General features: G+C 63.2%; 19 protein-coding genes, 1 rRNA gene and 1 riboswitch. Of the genes, 8 read left to right on the top strand and 12 right to left on the bottom strand.

What is annotated here, in order from left to right; all coding sequences use genetic code 11:
* Positions 1-8: 8 nt before the first annotated feature.
* The 8 genes from ASG84_RS14860 to ASG84_RS14825 form a co-directional block, all read right to left on the bottom strand.
* Positions 9-752, bottom strand: a complete 744-nt coding sequence (locus tag ASG84_RS14860; protein WP_057477827.1) for an ABC transporter permease — start codon at positions 750-752, stop codon at positions 9-11.
* Positions 749-1,528: an ABC transporter ATP-binding protein gene (locus ASG84_RS14855; RefSeq protein ID WP_057477826.1), complete on the bottom strand. Its 780-nt coding sequence runs from the start codon at positions 1,526-1,528 to the stop codon at positions 749-751. The genes ASG84_RS14860 and ASG84_RS14855 overlap by 4 nt, the downstream gene beginning before the upstream one ends.
* Positions 1,528-2,460, bottom strand: coding sequence for an ABC transporter permease (locus ASG84_RS14850; RefSeq protein ID WP_057477825.1), 933 nt, complete (start codon positions 2,458-2,460; stop codon positions 1,528-1,530). The genes ASG84_RS14855 and ASG84_RS14850 overlap by 1 nt, the downstream gene beginning before the upstream one ends.
* Complete coding sequence (locus tag ASG84_RS14845) at positions 2,457-3,488, bottom strand: TIGR03842 family LLM class F420-dependent oxidoreductase (RefSeq protein ID WP_057477824.1); 1,032 nt, start codon at positions 3,486-3,488, stop codon at positions 2,457-2,459. Before ASG84_RS14845 ends, ASG84_RS14850 begins: the two co-directional genes overlap by 4 nt.
* A 3-nt stretch (positions 3,489-3,491) precedes the next feature.
* A complete protein-coding gene (hydA, locus tag ASG84_RS14840; protein WP_057477823.1) occupies positions 3,492-4,913 on the bottom strand; it encodes a dihydropyrimidinase in 1,422 nt (473 codons plus the stop codon).
* Entirely contained in the window at positions 4,913-5,752 is an 840-nt protein-coding gene (locus ASG84_RS14835) for a nitrilase-related carbon-nitrogen hydrolase (RefSeq protein ID WP_200936598.1), read from the bottom strand. The genes hydA and ASG84_RS14835 overlap by 1 nt, the downstream gene beginning before the upstream one ends.
* 120 nt (positions 5,753-5,872) lie before the next feature.
* A complete protein-coding gene (locus tag ASG84_RS14830; RefSeq protein WP_057477821.1) occupies positions 5,873-7,390 on the bottom strand; it encodes an ATP-dependent DNA ligase in 1,518 nt (505 codons plus the stop codon).
* Between the two features lie 136 nt (positions 7,391-7,526).
* Entirely contained in the window at positions 7,527-9,089 is a 1,563-nt protein-coding gene (locus tag ASG84_RS14825) for a carboxylesterase/lipase family protein (protein ID WP_057477820.1), read from the bottom strand.
* A gap of 98 nt (positions 9,090-9,187) precedes the next feature.
* Between ASG84_RS14825 and ASG84_RS28205 the strand changes: the two genes are divergently transcribed.
* The 6 genes from ASG84_RS28205 (at position 9,188) to ASG84_RS14795 (ending at position 14,809) form a co-directional block, all read left to right on the top strand.
* Positions 9,188-9,847 carry a hypothetical protein gene (locus tag ASG84_RS28205; protein ID WP_235581673.1) on the top strand — a complete coding sequence of 220 codons (660 nt, stop codon included), beginning with the start codon at positions 9,188-9,190 and terminating at the stop codon, positions 9,845-9,847.
* Positions 9,848-9,965: 118 nt separating this feature from the next.
* Positions 9,966-11,363: a sugar porter family MFS transporter gene (locus ASG84_RS14815; protein WP_057477819.1), complete on the top strand. Its 1,398-nt coding sequence runs from the start codon at positions 9,966-9,968 to the stop codon at positions 11,361-11,363.
* 63 nt (positions 11,364-11,426) lie between these two features.
* A riboswitch (TPP riboswitch) is annotated at positions 11,427-11,526 on the top strand.
* Positions 11,521-12,243, top strand: a complete 723-nt coding sequence (locus tag ASG84_RS14810; protein WP_082521004.1) for a TenA family protein — start codon at positions 11,521-11,523, stop codon at positions 12,241-12,243. It overlaps the preceding riboswitch by 6 nt.
* The gene (locus ASG84_RS14805) at positions 12,240-13,253 is read left to right on the top strand and encodes an ABC transporter substrate-binding protein (RefSeq protein ID WP_057477818.1); all 1,014 of its coding nucleotides are present in this window, start codon (positions 12,240-12,242) and stop codon (positions 13,251-13,253) included. Before ASG84_RS14810 ends, ASG84_RS14805 begins: the two co-directional genes overlap by 4 nt.
* Positions 13,231-14,067 (top strand): ABC transporter permease, encoded by an 837-nt coding sequence (locus ASG84_RS14800; RefSeq protein ID WP_057477817.1) that lies wholly within the window; start codon positions 13,231-13,233, stop codon positions 14,065-14,067. Before ASG84_RS14805 ends, ASG84_RS14800 begins: the two co-directional genes overlap by 23 nt.
* The gene (locus ASG84_RS14795; protein WP_057477816.1) at positions 14,060-14,809 is read left to right on the top strand and encodes an ABC transporter ATP-binding protein; all 750 of its coding nucleotides are present in this window, start codon (positions 14,060-14,062) and stop codon (positions 14,807-14,809) included. Before ASG84_RS14800 ends, ASG84_RS14795 begins: the two co-directional genes overlap by 8 nt.
* A 23-nt stretch (positions 14,810-14,832) precedes the next feature.
* Here ASG84_RS14795 and ASG84_RS14790 read toward each other — a convergent pair whose 3' ends face one another.
* Positions 14,833-15,489, bottom strand: coding sequence for an FMN-dependent NADH-azoreductase (locus ASG84_RS14790; protein WP_057477815.1), 657 nt, complete (start codon positions 15,487-15,489; stop codon positions 14,833-14,835).
* A 65-nt stretch (positions 15,490-15,554) separates the two neighbouring features.
* Here ASG84_RS14790 and ASG84_RS14785 point away from each other — a divergent pair, with 65 nt between their 5' ends.
* Positions 15,555-15,917: a helix-turn-helix domain-containing protein gene (locus ASG84_RS14785; RefSeq protein ID WP_057477814.1), complete on the top strand. Its 363-nt coding sequence runs from the start codon at positions 15,555-15,557 to the stop codon at positions 15,915-15,917.
* A 15-nt stretch (positions 15,918-15,932) separates the two neighbouring features.
* Here the strand turns inward: ASG84_RS14785 and ASG84_RS14780 are convergent, their stop codons facing one another.
* Together ASG84_RS14780 and ASG84_RS14775 are read right to left on the bottom strand one after the other, a co-directional pair.
* Positions 15,933-16,253: a hypothetical protein gene (locus tag ASG84_RS14780; RefSeq protein WP_057477873.1), complete on the bottom strand. Its 321-nt coding sequence runs from the start codon at positions 16,251-16,253 to the stop codon at positions 15,933-15,935.
* A gap of 230 nt (positions 16,254-16,483) precedes the next feature.
* A complete protein-coding gene (locus ASG84_RS14775; RefSeq protein WP_057477813.1) occupies positions 16,484-17,251 on the bottom strand; it encodes a hypothetical protein in 768 nt (255 codons plus the stop codon).
* A 186-nt stretch (positions 17,252-17,437) separates the two neighbouring features.
* Here ASG84_RS14775 and ASG84_RS14770 point away from each other — a divergent pair, with 186 nt between their 5' ends.
* Positions 17,438-17,722 carry a GNAT family N-acetyltransferase gene (locus tag ASG84_RS14770; RefSeq protein ID WP_057477812.1) on the top strand — a complete coding sequence of 95 codons (285 nt, stop codon included), beginning with the start codon at positions 17,438-17,440 and terminating at the stop codon, positions 17,720-17,722.
* Positions 17,723-18,918: 1,196 nt separating this feature from the next.
* On the opposite strand, the gene rrf is transcribed toward ASG84_RS14770, so the two are convergent.
* Positions 18,919-19,035: ribosomal RNA gene (gene rrf, locus ASG84_RS14760) — 5S ribosomal RNA — on the bottom strand.
* Positions 19,036-19,104 lie beyond the last annotated feature (69 nt).

Below are 19,104 nucleotides of genomic sequence, written 5' to 3'. Positions count from 1 at the left end.
GACTTCTCCTAGGTACGACGGCGGGACACGAGCTTCTCGAGCAAGAGAACGACCAGAAAGAAGAGCAACCCGACTGCGATGGCACCCACGACGTAGGCCCATGCCCGGGGGTAGGCGGTGTTCGCCGCGGCGGAGGTGATCCGCGACCCCAAACCGTTCTGCAATCCACCGAAGTACTCGCAGATGATGGCTGCAATGACAGCATTCGGAGCCGCAACCCGCAACCCGGTGAAGATGTGTGGCACCGCAGACGGAAGACGAACGATGCGCGTGAACTGCCAGCCGCCGACCGCATACGAGGTCATCAGGTCGTGATGCACCGGCGACACCTGTCGGAGTCCTTTTGCCGCACTGACGAAGACCGGGAAGAACACGACAATGGTCACGACGAGGCGGCGCGGTAAGTCGGTGGTCGAGGAGAACATCGAGTTGAACACCGGAGCGAGGGCCACGATGGGAACCGCAGCGGCACCCGCCGCCAGCGGGGTGAGAAGCTCGTCGACGATCCTGAGGCGAACGGCCACCATCGCAGCGAGAAGACCGAGGACCGATCCCGCGATCAACCCCACCAACGCATTGGTTCCGGTTGCCACACTTGCGGATCCGATGTTGCCGACGTTACGAGCGAACTGTTCGGCAATCGCACTAGGTGAGGGAAGGAGGAACGACGGTACCCCGGCGACGACGGTCAGCAGCTGCCACAATCCGAGCAGGAACACGCCGAACACCACCGGCGGCAGCCAGACTCTCATCGGAGATCCGCACCGCGAACGACGCGCCCGTGCAGTGCATCCCGAACCGAGGTGATGGCGGAGAAGAATTCCGTGGATTCGCGTGGGTCCCCGACGGAGTCGAACGTGCCGATCGTGAGCGTGTCCACGATCCTCCCGGGCCGGGGCGACATCACGACAACTCGGTCGGACAGATACACCGCTTCGGGAATGGAGTGGGTCACGAAGACCACTGCTGCGCCGGACTCCTCGGCTATGCGTAACAGATCGTTCTGCATCTTCTCGCGCGTCATCTCGTCGAGAGCGCCGAACGGTTCGTCCATCAGCAACAGTCCGGGCGTTCGAGCCAATGCACGAGCGATCGCCACGCGTTGCTGCATGCCGCCGGACAACTGACTGGGAAAGCTGTCGGCAAAATCGGTGAGTCCCACGAGTTCGAGCAGTTCGCGTACCCGTTCCGCGCGTTCTCGTTTGGACACCTTGTGCAGCTCGAGCGGCAACGCAACGTTCGACTGCACCGTTCGCCAATCGAGCAGCCCTGCCTGCTGAAATGCGATGCCGTACTTCTGTTCGACCCGAGCTTGCCGCGCCGTCAGACCGAACACCGACACCGCACCGGAGGTGGGTTGCTCGAGATCTGCGATGACGCGAAGCAGCGTCGACTTGCCGCAGCCGGAAGGGCCGATCAGGGAGACGAATTCGCCGGGAGCGATCGACAGCGACACATTGTCCAGCGCTGTCACTCCCCCATCGAAGGTCTTGCCGACGCTCTCGACGTCAACGGCATGCACGGTCATCAATCCGCCCTTCGCGCAGGAGTACGGCCTGCATATCGCCCAAGAGCGATATCGAGCAGGGCCACCAATCCGGTGACCACGAGTCCGAGCACCGCTGCACCCAGAACAGCTGCGTACAGACGAGACGCGTCACCTGTCGCCTGTTGCGAGAACACGATGATCTGCCTGCCGATACCGCCGGTGGTTCCGGTCGAGATCTCGGCAACGACAGCACCGATCACAGCGGCAGCGGCAGCCAGCCGCAGAGACGGGATCAGGTGCGGCACCGAGGCCGGGAGCCGTAGCCGCACAAGTGTGGTCCACCATCCGGCCGCGTAACTGTGCATCAAATCCAGGGATGCCCGGTCGGGTGCACGTAGGCCGCGCAGCATCCCCACCGCCACCGGGAAGAACGCGAGATACGACGCGATGACGGTGATGCTCATCCACGGCTGCCAGGCGTACCCGCCGATGGCGATCTTCCCGCCCCAGCCGGCGACGAGCGGTGCCAGCGCAATCAGCGGCACCGTCTGGGAGACGATCACGTAGGGCAAGACGGACCGCTCCACCCACACGAACCGTTGCATGGCCACAGCCAGCACCAGTCCGACCACCGCCCCCAGAACGAATCCGAGCACCGCAAGACCGAAAGTGAACAGTCCGCTCGAGACGATCGCAGCGCCGACACTGCGCGCCCCGGCAACGTTCACCTCCGGCTCGGTCAGCGCCGCCAGCACCGACCACACATGCGGCAGAGCGCCGTCGTCGGTGCGCGGCAACACCCGCACACCGCCGACACTCACGCCGTTCTCGGGGACGAGCACTTTCACCAGCTCCCACAACACCAGAAGCAACACGATTGCGGCCACCGCCATGACCGGTCGACGAAGCCCTCGCGCCGAGCGGGCGGGAGTAGGAGCTACCACCGCCGCCTGATCGAGAACACCGGTCACGACGTAGCCGTCACGGACTTGCGGATCTGCGGAATGATGCTCTCTCCGTACGCCTCCAGCGTCGCAGCCTTGGCGTCGTGCTGGAGGTAGACCGAGAACTGGTCGACGCCGAGTGCCTCCAGATCCTTCAGCTTGGCGATGTGATCGGCCGGGGTGCCGAGCAGGCAGAACCTGTCGATCACCTCGTTCGGAACGAATTCTGCGTGCGAGTTTCCTGCTCGACCGTGCTCGTTGTAGTCGTACCCGGTACGTGTTGCGATGTAGTCGGTGAGTGCCTGAGGCACCCCGCCGCCATCACCGCCGTAGCGCGCGACGATATCGGCGACGTGGTTGCCGACCATCCCGCCGAACCAGCGGCATTGGTCGCGGGCATGTTCGAGGCCGGCCTCGGTACCGTCGGTCACATAGGCGGGAGCGGCCACGCAGATCGAGATCGAAGCGGGATCGCGACCCGCCTCCTCGGCCGCAGCACGTACTCGACCGATCGTCCAGGCAGCGATATCCGGATCGGCCAACTGCAGGATGAAGCCGTCCGCTACCTGCCCGGTGAGCTCGAGGGCTTTGGGTCCGTAGGCCGCGACCCACACCTCGAGCTTCGAGTGCTCTGCCCACGGGAACTGCACTGTCGTCTCACCGACTCGGGCGCTACGCCCGTTCGCGAGACTGCCGATCACATCGATCGACTCACGAAGCGCGGCAAGCGTTGTCGGCTTACCACCGAGAGCGCGGACCGCGGAATCGCCACGCCCGATGCCGCAGACGGTGCGATTGCCGAACATGTCGTTGAGCGTCGCGAATGTCGATGCCGTCACCGTCCAATCGCGGGTAGCCGGATTGGTGACCATCGGACCCACCGTCACGCGCCTGGTCGCGGCCAGAATCTGGCTGTAGATGACGTACGGCTCCTGCCACAGCAGATGCGAATCGAAGGTCCATACGTGCGAGAAGCCATGTGTCTCGGCCTGTCTGGCCAGATCGATCACACGGGACGCCGGCGGATTGCACTGCAGCACTACCCCGATGTCCATGGCTCAGATCAGATTCTGCGACAGGTCGCGTCGGACGAAGCTGCCGTGTCCTGCAGTGCCGGAGTAAGATCCGCCGTCGACGATCACCCGCCCGCGAGACATCACGGTGTCGACGTGCCCGTCGATCTCGAAACCCTCGTACGCGGAGTAGTCCATGTTCATGTGATGGGTCTTGTCCACTCCGATGCTGGTGTGCCCGTTCGGATCGTAGATCACGATGTCGGCATCGGCTCCGGGGCTGATGACGCCCTTCTTCGGGTACATGCCGAACATCCGGGCCGGGGTGGTGCAACAGACATCCACCCACTTCTCGAGGGTGATCTTTCCGCTCTTCACCCCTTGGAACATCAAATCGATCCGATGCTCCACCGACCCGATTCCGTTGGGAATCTTGGAGAAGTCGCCGATACCCATCTCCTTCTGGTCCTTCATACAGAACGGGCAATGATCGGTACTGACGGTTGCGACGTCACCGGTGCGCAGGTAACGCCACAGTTCGTCCTGATGCCCCTCGGCCCGCGACCGCAGAGGCGTCGAGCACACCCATTTGGCCCCCTCGAAACCCGGCGCACCGAGCTGTTCTTCGAGCGACAGATAGAGATACTGCGGACACGTTTCGGCAAACACGTTCTGCCCGTTGCCCCGAGCCTGCGCAATCTGCTCGAGCGCCTGCTTGGCGGATACGTGCACCACATACAGCGGCGCGCCGGTGACGTCGGCCAGCATGATGGCTCGGTGCGTCGCCTCCTCCTCGAGCTGCCACGGACGCGACGTCCCGTGGAAGTACGGGGCCGTGTCTCCGCGTGCGATCGACTGCGCCACGAGAACGTCGATGGCAATGCCGTTCTCCGCGTGCATCATCAGCAACGCACCTGTTTCGGCCGCCGACTGCATGGCGCGCAGAATCTTGCCGTCGTCGGAGTAGAAGACGCCCGGGTAGGCCATGAAGAGTTTGAAGCTGGTGACACCCTCGGAGACCAACTCGCTCATGGCTTTCAGGGAATCGTCGGTGACGTCGCCGATGATCTGGTGAAACCCGTAGTCGACGGCGCACTTCCCTGCCGCTTTCTCGTGCCACTGTGCCAATGTGTCCTGTACTCGCTGGCCAGGAGTCTGAATCGCGAAGTCCACGATGGTCGTCGTACCACCCCAGGCTGCCGCGCGCGTTCCGGTTTCGAAGGTGTCGGAGGCGAACGTGCCACCGAACGGCATCTCCATGTGGGTGTGTCCGTCGACGCCGCCCGGAATCACGTACTTCCCGGTGGCGTCGATGACGACGTCTGCCGAGGTCTTCAAGTCTGCGGCCAGTGACACCGAGCCCGGTGCCAATACTGCGACGATGGTTTCACCGTCGATGAGCACATCCAATTCCTGTGCGCCGGTGGTGGATACCACGGTTCCACCGTGCACGAAGGTGGTGGCCATCAGGGTTGCACCAGCGGGCCGTAGGCGTCGGGTCTGCGGTCACGATAGAAGGCCCATCGGTCACGGACCACCTTGATCAAGTCCATGTCCAGATCTCGAACGACGATCTCGGGCTCGGAATCCGACGCCACCTCGCCGACGAATTTGCCCTCGGGGTCCACGAAGTAGCTGGTCCCGTAGAAATCGTCGTCTCCGTATTCGGATTCGATTCCGACCCGGTTGATCGCGCCCACGTAGTACTCGTTCGCGACGGCAGATGCGGGTTGCTCGAGCTTCCACAGGTAGTTCGACAGGCCGCGCGAGGTAGCCGAGGGATTAAAGACGATCTCCGCGCCGGCAAGGCCCAACGCACGCCAACCTTCGGGAAAGTGCCGGTCGTAGCAGATGTACACCCCGATTCGACCGACCGCGGTGTCGAACACCGGCCATCCCAGGTTGCCGGGTCGGAAGTAGAACTTCTCCCAGAATCCGTTGACATGGGGAATGTGGTGCTTCCGATACTTGCCGAGATAGGTGCCGTCGGCGTCCACCACGGCGGCCGTGTTGTAAAGAAGGCCCGGCTGCTCCTGCTCGTACACCGGCAGAATCATCACGATGCCCAGCTCTTTCGCCAATGCGGCGAAACGATCGACGGTGGGCCCGGGTACCGATTCGGCGTATTCGTAGAATTTTGCGTCCTGCAATTGGCAGAAGTACGGACCGTAGAAAAGTTCCTGGAAACAAACGACTTTCGCGCCCTGCTCGGCGGCGGACCGAGCAAACCCCTCGTGCGCCGCGATCATCGTTTCTTTGTCACCGGTCCACTTGCTTTGGACCAGTGCAGCTCGAACTGTGGACATCATTGGCACTCCATCTCTCGCTGGCTTGCACCCTCGAGAATATTTTGCGCCGTGTTACGGGATCGTTCGTCCGGTTTCGTATGTATTAATCGTCCGTGGTGTGCACAGGTGGGATGCTGATCAGTTGGACTTCGGCAACAGTGCACGCACGGAGTCGATGGTGTCGGCAGTCGCGAGGTTCTTATCGGGTCGGTACCGCAGGACTCGCGCGAATCGCAGCGCCACGCCGCCCGGGTAGCGTGGGCTGACCTGCACGCCGTCGAGTTCGATCTCGACGATCAGTTCGGGGCGCAGATACACGGTGTGCTCGTCGCGCCCTCTCTCGTGTTTGGGAAATTCCTCGGTCTGCCATTGCAACAGAACGTCGGTCAGGCCTTTGAACGTCTTGCCGACCATGATCGGATCACCGCCATCGGGATCGCGAGCTCCGAGGTGCAGATTGGACAGGTAACCGGTACGACGTCCGTATCCCCACTCGGCTCCGAGGACGACGAGGTCGAGGGTGTGTTCGGGTTTGACCTTCTGCCAGCTCTTTCCGCGGCGGCCTGCGGCATACGGCGCTCCGAGAGCCTTCAGCATGACCCCCTCGTGCCCGGCGTCGAGTGCAGCATCGAAATGGGCGGCTGCTCCGTCCGCATCGGGCCGAACGGCACTGGGAATTCGGTGCCCCGGTGCCACTCGTTCGAGTGCAGCCAGCCGCTCTTCGAGGGGCACATCGAGCAAATCGTCGCCGTCCAGGTGCAGACAATCGAAGAAGTAGGGCTGCAGCAGGAGTTCGTGCGTGCTCTCCGCGCCGAACCGGCTCATCGTTTCCTGGAACGGTCGCGGCCGCCCACTGTCGTCGAGAGCAAGGGTCTCCCCGTCGAGGACCACTGAGTCGCACGGCAGTGCGAGTACGAGTTCCACCAACTCGGGCACGCTCGCAGTGATGTCTCGCAAGGTCCGCGTGTAGATGCTCACGACGGTTCCGGAGCGGTGCACCTGAATTCGAGCGCCGTCGAGCTTGTATTCGACGGTGACGTCGCCGTCCAGTTGCTCCCACGCCGCGCGCAGAGATTCTGCGGGCGAGGCCAACATCGGGCGGACCGGGCGTCCCACCTCGAGCCGGAACGCATCCAGGGCCTCTACGCCGCCGGTGATCGCGGCAACAGCAGTGGCCGACAGGCGGCCCGAGAGCATGAACGCGCGACGCACCGGCGCCTGCGGAAGATTAGTGGCGGCTGCGACCGCGTCGACCATGATTCCCTCGAGCGCCCCCTGACGGAGTTCGCCGGTGACGAGCCTGATGAGAAACTGCCGCTCCTCCGCGGTGCAGCGCGAGAAGAGGTCCGTCAACAGCGCTACTCGCCGCGCAGCCGACCCGGCACCCGACGTCGACGCGACCGCGGAGATCGCATCGTCGACCTCGGTCACCGTCAACGTCGAGACCTCGGCGGAGGTGACGTCGAGATCGGCCAGCGTGCGCCAACCGACTCCTATTCGTCCCTGCCGCAACTCCCCCGACAGCCACGACACCGCGGATTCGATGTCGCCGGCTTCCGCCTCGGCGAGCACCGCGCTCAGCTGCTCGATCTTGACCTTGCGCGAGCGCGTCGCGGCCACGGCACGGGAGGCTTCGACGATCCTGGACATCAACACTCACCGAACATAACTGCACCTACCGACAGGCTGCTGACATCCAATTGTTACCGCTGGGACTCGAGCGACCGGTGTTCTTGCTGTTACGTTCGATTCATGTCAGCAACGTCCATGCGACAGGACGCATGGTGACGTGTCAGCTGAATCCGAGAACCCGGTCGCCCCAGGCAGCGCGCATGTCGCCGTCGGGATCCTCGACCAGGGTGTCGGATGTGTCGATCACCAGCGTCCATCGCGTCTTCTCGGTGTACGGAGCCCAGTGCTTGGACGCGTCCAGCGCAGCGGGCACGCCGTACCGCGCGAAAGCGAGCCACCGCCTCTGGATCCGCGCCGCCACCGCCATCGCCGGTTTACGTCCACCGAGCCAGAACGTCGGGTCTCGGTTCAACGTCCCGAAATTGCCGAAGACGTACGGCAGTTCGGTTGCGTGTCCGGCGCCCACACGAGCCGCTTTGAGCATCGGTGTCGCGTGATCGAATCTGTACATCCAGGTCGGCGAGTGCCTGCTGTGCGCGTCGGCGATCCACATGCTCGGCATGACGAATCCCGCGTCACGCGACATGGCTTGTGCGCCGGCCGGTTTGTTCCGGTCCGGGTAGGCCGCCATGATCTCGGCGACTCGGTGAGCGGGAAGATCGGCATGATCGTGGGCAATGGCCCGGAACATCTCCGAGACGGTGTCGGAGGTGATGGGCATCAACGGGGACTTCATGAATCGGAAGATCGACGGCTCGTCGTGGTTGGTGCCGATGATCAGTGGAATCTTGTGCGAGAGCCCTTTCTGGAACGCCGCCACCGGGTAACGCGGAACGATGTCACCGTCCACGACCGGCGAAAGACCCAAAGTGCCAGGAACTCTCGTGGGAACTTCGTAGCAGAGCGTGTCCCCCGCGGTGACCAACCTGCTGAAGTGCATGTCGAACAATTCGCCGATGTCGTCCCGGTCGACACCCACCAATTCGAGAAATCTCGACGCCACCGCGGCACCTCGATCGGGGCCGTACACCGATGTCGCAGGAGCACTCTGCACGATCGCTTGCTGAAACAGGCCCTCGGCCTTCGGAGACGTCATCAACGTGGTGACCGATGCGCCCCCGGAGGATTCGCCGAACAGGGTGACTCGATCGGGATCGCCACCGAACGCGGCGATGCACTCGCGCACCCATTCGAGGGCTGCGATCTGGTCTCGCAGTCCCAGATTGGTCTCGAACGTGTGCTCGTCGGTGGAGAACGACGACAAGTCGAGGAACCCGAAGGCACCGAGGCGGAAGTTGATCGAGACCACGACCACGTCGCCGTTCTCGCTCAGATGTCGCCCGTCGTACACCTGTTGCGCAGAAGAACCGAGCGAATACGCGCCGCCGTGGATCCACACCAGCACCGGACGCAGTTCGCCGTCGGGCCGTGGTGCCCACACGTTGAGCGACAGGCAATCCTCGGAGATGGACAACGACGGATCGATCGGGACCGGACTGTCGCGACCCTGTGGTGCCATCGCACCGAAGTGCAGACCGTCGAGCACGCCGTTCCACGGTTGCAGGGGACGCGGCGATCGGAATCTGAGCTTCCCCACCGGCGGCGCCGCGTAGGGAATTCCCCTCCATGCCACGATCGGCGATGCGTCGACGGCGACCGGATAGCCGAGAACTTCGCCGTACGGCGTGCTCACACACACGGTGGAGTCGGACGCGTTGCCCATCGAGCCTCCTGTTCGTTCGCTGCCCAACGTACCAACATCACCCCTGGGCTCGGCGACGCTTCTTTCGGCGTCGACGCCCCCGAGCGAAGGAATCGACGATGAGAAGAATCGGATGTGCCGCAGCGGCAGTCGTGGCAGTCGGGCTACTGGCCGCCTGCGGTTCCAGTGGCGGCGACGGGGCGATGGCCACCGTCATCACCGACCGCCCCACCCCCATCACCGCGCTTCCGACCACGCCCCGCAGTACGCTCTCACCCTCACCTGCGTCCACGACGCCGCCGGCGTCCACCACGCCGCCACCCACCACCACGGCAACGCCGACGACTTCGGCAGCGGCTCAGGTCGATTCGAAGGACTACGCGGGCAAAGCACCTGGCTGGTACTACTTTTCGAGCCCCAGTGGAAAATTCGAGTGCGGTATCGCCGTGCTGAACACCTCGATCGCCGGTTGCCACGGTTCGCTCCCCGATTCGGCACCGAAGGTTCCTGGAAGCGGAGCCTCGGAGTCCGTCGTCGAACCCAATGCCGTGCAGTTGATCGCTGGGTCACCGGCGAAGTTCGAGAGCCTCGGCGATCCCAAGTTCCATCGTTTCGACGGCCCCGCGGCGGCACTGCCGTACGGCGAGGTGCTCACCGTCCCCGGCAGCGGATCCACCAACGGCCTGCAATGCAGCGTCGACGAGCAAGCCGGCGTCACCTGCACCGACCAGGTCGGCCATGGCTTCACCGTCTCGGCCGAGGATTTCGACCTTCGCTGACGGCGTCGTTTGCGCGGCAAAGGACCAGGCGTAATGTCCGAGTACGGTACGACAATCTCTGCCGTACGGTCTCCCCAGCGGCCGACGCCCCCGCGCGCGGCCAGAAGGTGCGTCACTCATGAATCAGACCTCGGACCACCACACAGCGAAGGTCATCGGCGTCAGCGTCGCCGCAGCTGTGGGTGGCTTCCTGTTCGGCTTCGACAGCTCGGTCATCAACGGAGCCGTCGACTCGATCGAAGATCACTTTTCCCTCGGCTCGTTCACCACCGGCTTCGTGGTGGCGATCGCCCTGATCGGCTGCGCTGTGGGCGCATGGTTCGCCGGTAGCCTCGCGGATCGCTGGGGACGCAAGAGAGTGATGCTGCTGGGCTCGGCGCTGTTCATCATCTCCTCCGTGGGCTCCGGCTTTGCGTTCAGCGTCCCCGACCTCATGCTGTGGCGAGTGCTCGGCGGCCTCGGCATCGGCATCGCGTCGGTGATCGCACCGGCCTACATCGCCGAAATTGCACCGGCCAAATGGCGCGGCTCCCTGGCCTCGCTTCAGCAGCTGGCCATCACCATCGGTATCTTCGCCGCCCTGCTGTCCGACGCACTTCTCGCAGGTGCTGCAGACGGGGCGTCGAACGACCTGTGGTTCGGTGTCGAAGCATGGCGCTGGATGTTCCTCGTGGGCGTCGTGCCGGCACTGGTCTACGGGCTGCTGGCAACACTGATCCCGGAATCCCCGCGGTACCTGGTGGGCCAGCATCTCGACGAAGAAGCAGCGCGAGTGCTCGCCGAGATCACCGGCGAACTGCATCCCGACGAGCGCGTTCACGAAATCAGGCTGACGCTGCGCAAGGAATCACGTTCGTCGTTTGCCGACATCCGCGGGCCGAAGTTCGGCCTGCAACCGATCGTGTGGGTGGGCATCACGATGGCCGTGCTGCAGCAACTCGTGGGCATCAACGCGATCTTCTACTACTCGACGACGCTGTGGCGCTCGGTCGGCTTCACCGAAGACCAGTCGTTCACCACGTCGGTCATCACCGCGGTGATCAATGTGGTCATGACATTCGTGGCGATCCTGTTCGTCGACCGCATCGGTCGGCGCAAGCTTCTATTGGCGGGTTCGCTCGGCATGTTCGTCGGACTGGTCATGGCATCGGTAGCTTTCTCGCAGTCGATCGGTAGCGGCGACGACATCACGCTCCCCGCTCCGTGGGGTGCCATTGCGTTGATCGGTGCCAACCTGTTCGTCATCTTCTTCGCGTCGACCTGGGGTCCGATCATGTGGGTCATGCTCGGCGAAATGTTCCCCAACCGCATGCGAGCCATGGCCCTCGGCATCGGCACGGCAGCCAACTGGATTGCCAACTTCGCTGTGACGCTTGCCTTCCCGCCGCTCACGTCGTCGGTCGGCCTGTGGGCCATCTACGCCGGCTTCGCACTGTTCGCGGCCTTGTCGTTCTTGTTCGTCAAGGCCAAGATCACCGAGACCAAGGGTATGGAACTCGAAGACATGCTGGGGTGAGCCCGGGCCGCAGATACAGGGGCGGCGGCACCGACACCAGGTGACCGGTGTTACTGTCGCTTTCGTTCTGACACGGGGTGTGTCCGCCGATGCGGATGCTGAGATCAAACCCGCCGAACCTGATTCAGGTAATGCTGACGAAGGGATGTCGAAGGCGATGACGCCTGTTGTATCTGCGGACCCGGTCCGCTTCACCGATCTCCTGTGGGATGCCTCCGCGCATATCCGGCACGCGATCGACGACCTAAAATTCCTCCGACTGCTCGGTGCCGGGACACTTCCGCTCGATGCGTTCCGTCGGTATCTGGAGCAGGACTCGCTCTATCTGAGCGGGTACGTGAAGTCGTTGTCCTTGCTGGCCGCACATGCACCGAACCCGCTCGCCGGGGCATTCTGGGCAAGCGCCGCCGCGAGCGCCATGGACGAGGCATCGTCGCACGAGGCCATGCTGAACGGGGGGTCGCTCCCCTCGTCGACGTCGACTCCGGAGGCTTCACCGGAGTGCCTGGGCTACACGTCCTACCTGATCGCCACTGCAGCAACCGAGCCGTATGCCGTGGCCGCCGCCGCGGTGCTGCCGTGTTTCTGGATCTACGCGGAGGTCGGCCGCTCACTCGCCGCGGCAGCGAAGACGGTTCTCGATCGCGATCCCGAACACCCCTATGCGCAATGGGTGGCTGCCTACGACGCACCCGAATTTCATGCCATCGTCGACGCTGCGAAGACTTTCGTGGACGACGCCGCTGCGGCTGCGACGCTCGATCAGCGCAAGCAGATGATCGACGCCTTCGTCGTCGCGTCGCGATACGAATTGATGTTCTGGGACAGCGCTTTACATCCCACTGCGTGGCCCCTGGCCGAGAGCGCGGTGTACGCATGAGAACCACACGAATCCTCGCCACGCTTGCAGCGGCGGTCGTGGCAACCACCGGGCTGGCAGGTTGCTCGGAATCGACCGATTCCGACACCATTCGATTCGCCCTCGACTGGACCCCGAACACCAATCACACCGGCCTGTACGTTGCCCTGCAAGAAGGCTACTTCGCCGACGCCGGGTTGAACGTAGAGGTTCTGCCCTACAACAACACTGCAGCGGACACGCTCGTCGATGCCGGTAACGCCGAGTTCGGCATCAGCACCCAGAGTTCGGGGGTGTTCGCCACCTCGGCGGGCGCGCAGACCGTCTCTGTTCTCGCACCGCTACAGCATTGGGCGACCGGCATCGGAGTCCGCGCAGATCGAGACGACATCCCGAGCCCCAAGGCCCTCGACGGCAAGGTCTATGCCGGCTTCGGCGAATCCGGGGAGCAGGCCGGACTCCAGCAGGTCATCAAGAACGACGGTGGCACAGGCGAATACGAGACCGTCGTCCTGGGAACCTCGGCGTACGAGGCGGTGTATTCGGGCACCGCGGACTTCACCGTCTCCTACTTCGCGTGGGAGGGCATCGAAGCCGAACACAGCGGAACCCCGATGAAGTACTTCGATTACACCGACTACGGATTTCCCGACGCCTACGCTCTCACCATCAGTGGCAACGAACCCTGGCTCGCTGCCCACCCGGACGAGGCGAAGAAGTTCGTACAGGCCCTGCAACGCGGTTACCAACTCGCTGCCGACGATCCGGACAGAGCTGCCCAGGATCTGATCGACGCCAACCCCGGAACCTTCACCGACGAGTCGCTCGTTTTCGAGAGCCAGGAGATGCTCGCAGCGAAGTACATGAAGGATGCCTCCGGCGAGGTCGGCAGACAGAGCCTCGACAAGTGGACGGCGTACTCGAAATTCCTGTACGAGAGCGGTGTACTGGCCGATCAGAACGGCACCCCTCTCACGACGGAGCCGGACTGGTCGACGTACTTCACCAATGACTACCTCGGCGATCGGTAAGCCGGTCACCGCTGAGCGAGACACGTTCTCGTTCAGTGGAATCCGCGCCTCCATCCGCTGGGCGTGGCCCGCAGTCACCGTTGTCGCCGCGCTGATAGCTGCCTGGCAGGTCTACGTCCAGGTCAGCGGCATCCGCCCGCAGGTGCTGCCGTCGCCCGGTCGCGTCGTCGTGCAGGGTTGGGCGCAGCGTGACGCGATCGCCGAAAACGCGGCTGCGACCCTGCAGGTGACGCTCGTCGGTTTTGCGGTCTCCCTGGCCCTCGCCTGGCTACTGGCCGTTGCGGTGGATTTCTCGCCGTGGCTCCGGCGCGCATTCGTACCACTCTTCGTCGTGTCGCAGACGCTGCCGATCATTGCCATCGCACCCTTGCTGATCATCTGGTTCGGTTTCGGTTTGCTCCCCAAGGTTCTGGTGATCGCTCTGGCCACGTTCTTCCCCATGGCCATCGGGCTGATCGAGGGCTTCGCGGCGGCCGATCGCGATGCGCGGTCTCTCCTCGTGAGCATGGGAGCCTCACGCTGGCAACAGTTTCGGTACGTACGCCTACCGTCTGCTCTCCCCCGGTTCTTCACCGCACTACGCATCGGTATCACCTACGCGGTCGTCGGGGCGATCTTCGCCGAATACGCCGGAGCGAGTGCAGGGCTGGGCATCTACATGAGCCAACAGAAGAACTCGTTCCGAACCGATCTGGTTCTTGCCGCGGTGGCCGTCACAGCCGTGATCAGTGTGGTGCTCTTCGTCTCCACGTTCGTGGTGGAGCGATTGGTTGCTCCGTGGGCACGCCACGGTTCGGCGGGACTGCATGTCTGAACCGCCCGCCTCCGACAACTGCATCGTTGTTCGCGATCTGACCAAATCGTTCGGCGACAAGCGTGTGCTGGACGGCGTCTCGTTCGATGCGAAGCCCGGCGAGTTCGTCTCGATCATCGGGCCGAGCGGATCCGGCAAGAGCACGGTCTTCAACATGCTGGCCCAGCTCGACCGACCCGATTCCGGCACGGTGAATGCGCCACCATGCGCCTACATGCCGCAGAAGGACCTTCTGTTTCCCTGGCGATCCGTGTTGGACAACACGACTCTCGGACTCGAAGTGCAGGGTGTCGCCAAGAAGGAAGCGCGGGCGCGGGCGCGGGAACTGTTCCCGGTGTTCGGCCTCGACGGATACGAGTCGGCCAGGCCGGCCGAGCTCTCCGGCGGCATGCGCCAGCGAGCTGCGCTACTACGGACGGTGGTGCAGGGCCGGTCGGTGCTGTTGCTCGACGAGCCGTTCGGTGCGCTGGACTCGTTGACCCGCAGCGACATGCAGTCCTGGTTGCAGCAGGTCTGGTCGGACTTTCGATGGACGGTGCTGATGATCACGCACGACATCCGTGAGGCGGTGTACCTCTCCGATCGGGTCGTCGTCCTCTCCCCCAGGCCTGCCCACGTGCGACGGCAGGTCGAGGTAACCCTTCCCCGCCCACGGAGTCTAGGGATCGTGACGACACCTCAGTTCGCTGCGGTGGAGAAGCAGCTGATGGATGTTCTGTTGAACGTGTCGTCACCTCGGTAGCACCTCGCCAGGCTGATCGGGTCCTACCTGGGCGACGCCCCGCCGAACTGCTGCGCGAGTTCCTCGACCGCGACATACGCGGACTCGAGATTGGCTTGCGCCTGCGGAATACGGGGTGCCAGCGCCGGCACCCGCTCGGCAAGCGTCAGATCGACCGGGACGAAGTGGACGTCCATCCCGAGCGCGACCCCGAGGACCTGCCGCAACTGGGCCGTGGTGTGATCGGCCGACGCGCCGTCCGTACCGGGGGTGTAGTCGTTGCCGCGGCTCGTCACCACCACGGCAGGTTTGCCGACGAGGGGTGCCGTGTCGGCGTCGAACGGGACGGTGATGCCGGGAACGTGCACGTAATCGATCCACGCCTTCAAGGTCGACGGGATCGACCAGTTGTACATCGGTGCGCCGATGAGCACAACGTCCGCCGAGATCAGTTCTTCGATCAGTTCGGTCTGCAGCGCCTCGGCGGATGCCTCCACACTTTCGTCGGCTGTGCGCAGGTGTGGTGCCCAGTGCAGTGCAGAGGTGGGGAGGTGCGGCAACGGATTCAGGTGTAGGTCTCGATAAATCACGGAGTGGTCGGTGCCGATCGAATGCCAGCTGTCCGAGAAGCGGGACGTGACCCGACGGCTGATCGAACGAACCGGGTCGGCGGACGAATCGAGATGCAACAACTGCGGCACTGAAGCACTCCTTGTGAGTCGGGTGCCTCGAGCCTATGCGTACGGTCCGCTTCTATCCTGTTCGAATGGACTTCCGATTCGTCATGCCCGCTCTCGCGTCGCGCTCGGCCACGCAACTCGCGGCCATCGTACACAAGCGAACCGGTGCGGACGTCGATGTCAGAATCGGCGATTCGTCGGTCCCACTCGACGACGCGGCGCGCACTGCTGTGCTCGAACTACTCACCCAGCTGGCCACCGGCCGAGCGGTGGCAATCGGAACTGTCGACGAGCTTCTCACGACTTCACAAGCCGCAGCAGTACTCGGGGTCTCCGATACCTATGTCCGACGGTTGGCCGATGCCGGCGATCTACCCATCGAGATGCGCGGAACCCATCGACGATTCAGGCTCGAAGATCTTCTGCGGCAGCGTGATCGGTTCAGGTGACATCGCCGCGGACCGTCAGCCCGCCTCACGCTCCATGTGCTCGGACTGCACAGTCATCAGATCACGAAACGCCTGTCCGGCGGCCATCCACAGTTGTTCGGAGTCGATGTAGTCGACTCCGCGGATCTCGACGTCACCCAGGTAGGCACCGACGTCCACCGACAACATGCCGATGACGGACGACACGTCGGCGTCGAGATACGCGGTTTGAGTGTTCTGCAGCTCGCGAAACTGGGCCGAGAAGAACTCGGCTGGGATTCTTCGATCGACGAACTGCGCGATGAGGAACACGAAACGGGACGCGTGGGCCGAACCTGACCGGTAGGAATGCTCCATGGTGAATACCTCTCCCCACGGTCGACAGCACCCCTCGCACTGTCGACCGTTGAGCTCGCTGATACCCGAACTTCGATGTACGAACGAACTCTCGAACATCGATTCGACCCAGTGGCTAAAACAGGGAGCTCGTCCTACCAGCGCTAGATTAATCCGACCCTTCGCCCGTTTCCGGCCGATGGAACAATTTGGTGAGCAATCACAACGAAGCCCGTCCGGCCTGCGGTTCTTTAATGAAACGACCCCAGCGGAGCTCGATCTGGAGTGTCCAGTTGCCAGAATTGCCAGCCGTCACGCTCTTCGACATCTCCGCTGATGTGGGTGGCGACGGCACTGGCGGCGACGGACGGGTTGTCGAACCGCCGACCCTCCATCGGTCCAGCAGTGATCTCCAACCGCTGGGTCTCGGGGTCGTAGCGGCCGCTCAGCCGATAGCCCTCGCAATCAGCGACGACCCGCACACGGTTGTCGACCACTTCTTCTTCGACGACGACCTTGGACTTTCGCGTTGCTTTGACCCGGGGCGTACGAACCCACGTCTGCTCCGGACCGACATCGAGCGTGGTGTCCAACGTGGAGCTCAGACCCAACAGGTCCCACCGCTCACTGCCATGTGCCACCCGGTCCACCGCGATAGCGTGATGTCCGGTTCTGGTGCGAAGAGGCGAATCCTGAACCCACAAATCCACTTCCCCGCGAATGTCGGTAGCCATCTCTTCCGAGGACACCATGTAGAAGCGCGGCGCTTCGTTCGCCAGGTCGACGAACACCCAATACGAGGATCCGGTGTCGTCGCTCTCGAGCGACTCGTCTTGCCTGCGAGCCTTCCAATCCCCGGTGACCTTCGATCGCACTCGTACGATGCACGAGGATTTTCCGTCCATCGACCAGACCTGCACGGGGTTACGACGGGACGTGGTCAGCCGCTCCGCACGTCCACCGCGCTGCGCCACGGTTCGAATGAATGCCTTGATTCCCCGGTCGGATGTGTCTTCCACGGATTGCCACCTTCAGCCTCGAGAGCCCCCCGTACTTATGAAGAGCGGTGTTGCGACGGGTGGCGCTTGCACGACTCGGTTTACCTCACCCTACTGCTTCGACCCACGCTCGAGTAACCGCCGAACACCCCGTCGGGCGAGTGCCGGTTACGGTGAGCAGAGCGAACTCGGCCGGGAGGTACCGACATGCAGGTGACGATCACCCATGACAGTGCGAACAATCGATTCGAGATCTACGTCGATTCTCAGCTGGCCGGCTACTCGGAGTACCTCGAATCCGACGGCGTCAGAACGTTCCATCACACCGTCACTGTTCCTCGATTTCGCGGCCGCGGTCTCGCAGCAACACTTACCGAGCACGCACTGGACGACACCAGCACGCAGGGACTCCGGGTGGTCCCTGCGTGCTGGTTCGTTCGCGATTTCATCGAAGCGGCAGGCGATCGTTATTCCGATCTGGTCCAGCGTTGAGTTCACCTCATCGACGACGTCCCGACGTGGACGTCGGATTCGAACGTCCCGTCATCGCAGTCCTCGGGTTCTCCGGTGCCGATGACATCGACTTCCCGTGAGTTCTGCTTGCTCGCAGACGATTTCGCTGCCCTTTCCGCCAAGACTCGAAGCCGCTCGTAGTTCCGGACACCACGCTCCACGCGTTGTCGGTGTTCGTTCAAGATCTGTTCGTATTGGTACATCTGTTCTCCTACAACAAGTATGGACGCCGAACACAGCGATGCGCTGCGCGGCGAGGAATTCGAAGGGTGCCACTTCACCTTCGGTCCGAAGCTCTACTCAGAGAGCACTATTGGCAATACCCGCAAACCGAGTGCAGCCGACTCGTCGGCTTGCGTACTTCGATTCTGCTGCCATTGTCCACCTCCACGGTCTCTACGATCTGCCTGTGCCATGATCATGCACGGCCTGAGCCGTGAACTCCACCGAATTAATTCATGCACGAGCGACAGACGCGCCTTTGACTCGAATCTCATTGCACGATAGTTGATTTCGACCGAAGAACCCGGCCCTCTCGCACTCGCCTCTGCGATCGACGCTGCCGACGTGCGATCGGAGCACTGGAGCGTCGACGCTATCGAAAGCACAACCGTCGGCCTCGACGTGAGTGCGCCCGCCGCGACGGCACATACGCTTGCGGCCGCTTCAGGTGGACGAGCGTGCGGTGAGCAGTGGGGTGCACCATCATGTACGGCCGGCAAACGCGCGCATTCGTTCGTGAGGAGCGCGATCCTGGCACCATCATGTCCGCGGACCGATCCAAGGACTGTTGAGCGTGCACCGGTGTATCGATTCCTGGGACAGACCGGTCGCTCTGCGCGTCGGGCGATGGCAAACGCGTGCGCGTTCGTCCGCCGCACGGGGATTGGCGTTCATCGGTGTGACGACTCTGCGCGCGTCTGGCGAACGCGCTCGCGTGTGCCCTGACGCTCACCATGGCGTTGACGGTTCCGCTCGCTGGGTGAGCCGGCAGCGATTCGGTCTGTGCGCTCCGATATGCAGTCTCGAGACACTGCAAGGTCGTTAGCTGTGGGCGTTCGACGCCCACCACGATCGGACGGCGCATGAGAGCGGTGAATGCTGTTGTGTGGGCAATGGTTTCGAAATGCGGAATGCCCCCGACCGCGAGGGTCGGGGGCATTCCGGGAAAGTGTGTTCGGCGGTGTCCTACTCTCCCACACCCTGTCGAGTGCAGTACCATCGGCGCTGGAGGGCTTAGCTTCCGGGTTCGGAATGGGACCGGGCGTTTCCCCTCCGCTATGGCCGCCGTAACTCTGCGAAACAGTGTCACGAGCGAACACAACGGTCATACGATCGGCAAGTTCGTGGCTACCCCCGAA

The sequence above is a fragment of the Rhodococcus sp. Leaf278 genome (genome assembly GCF_001426085.1).
GTDB lineage: Bacteria > Actinomycetota > Actinomycetes > Mycobacteriales > Mycobacteriaceae > Rhodococcoides.
Note: the sequence above shows the minus strand (reverse complement) of the source record. Positions and strands in the feature narration are given on the sequence as shown.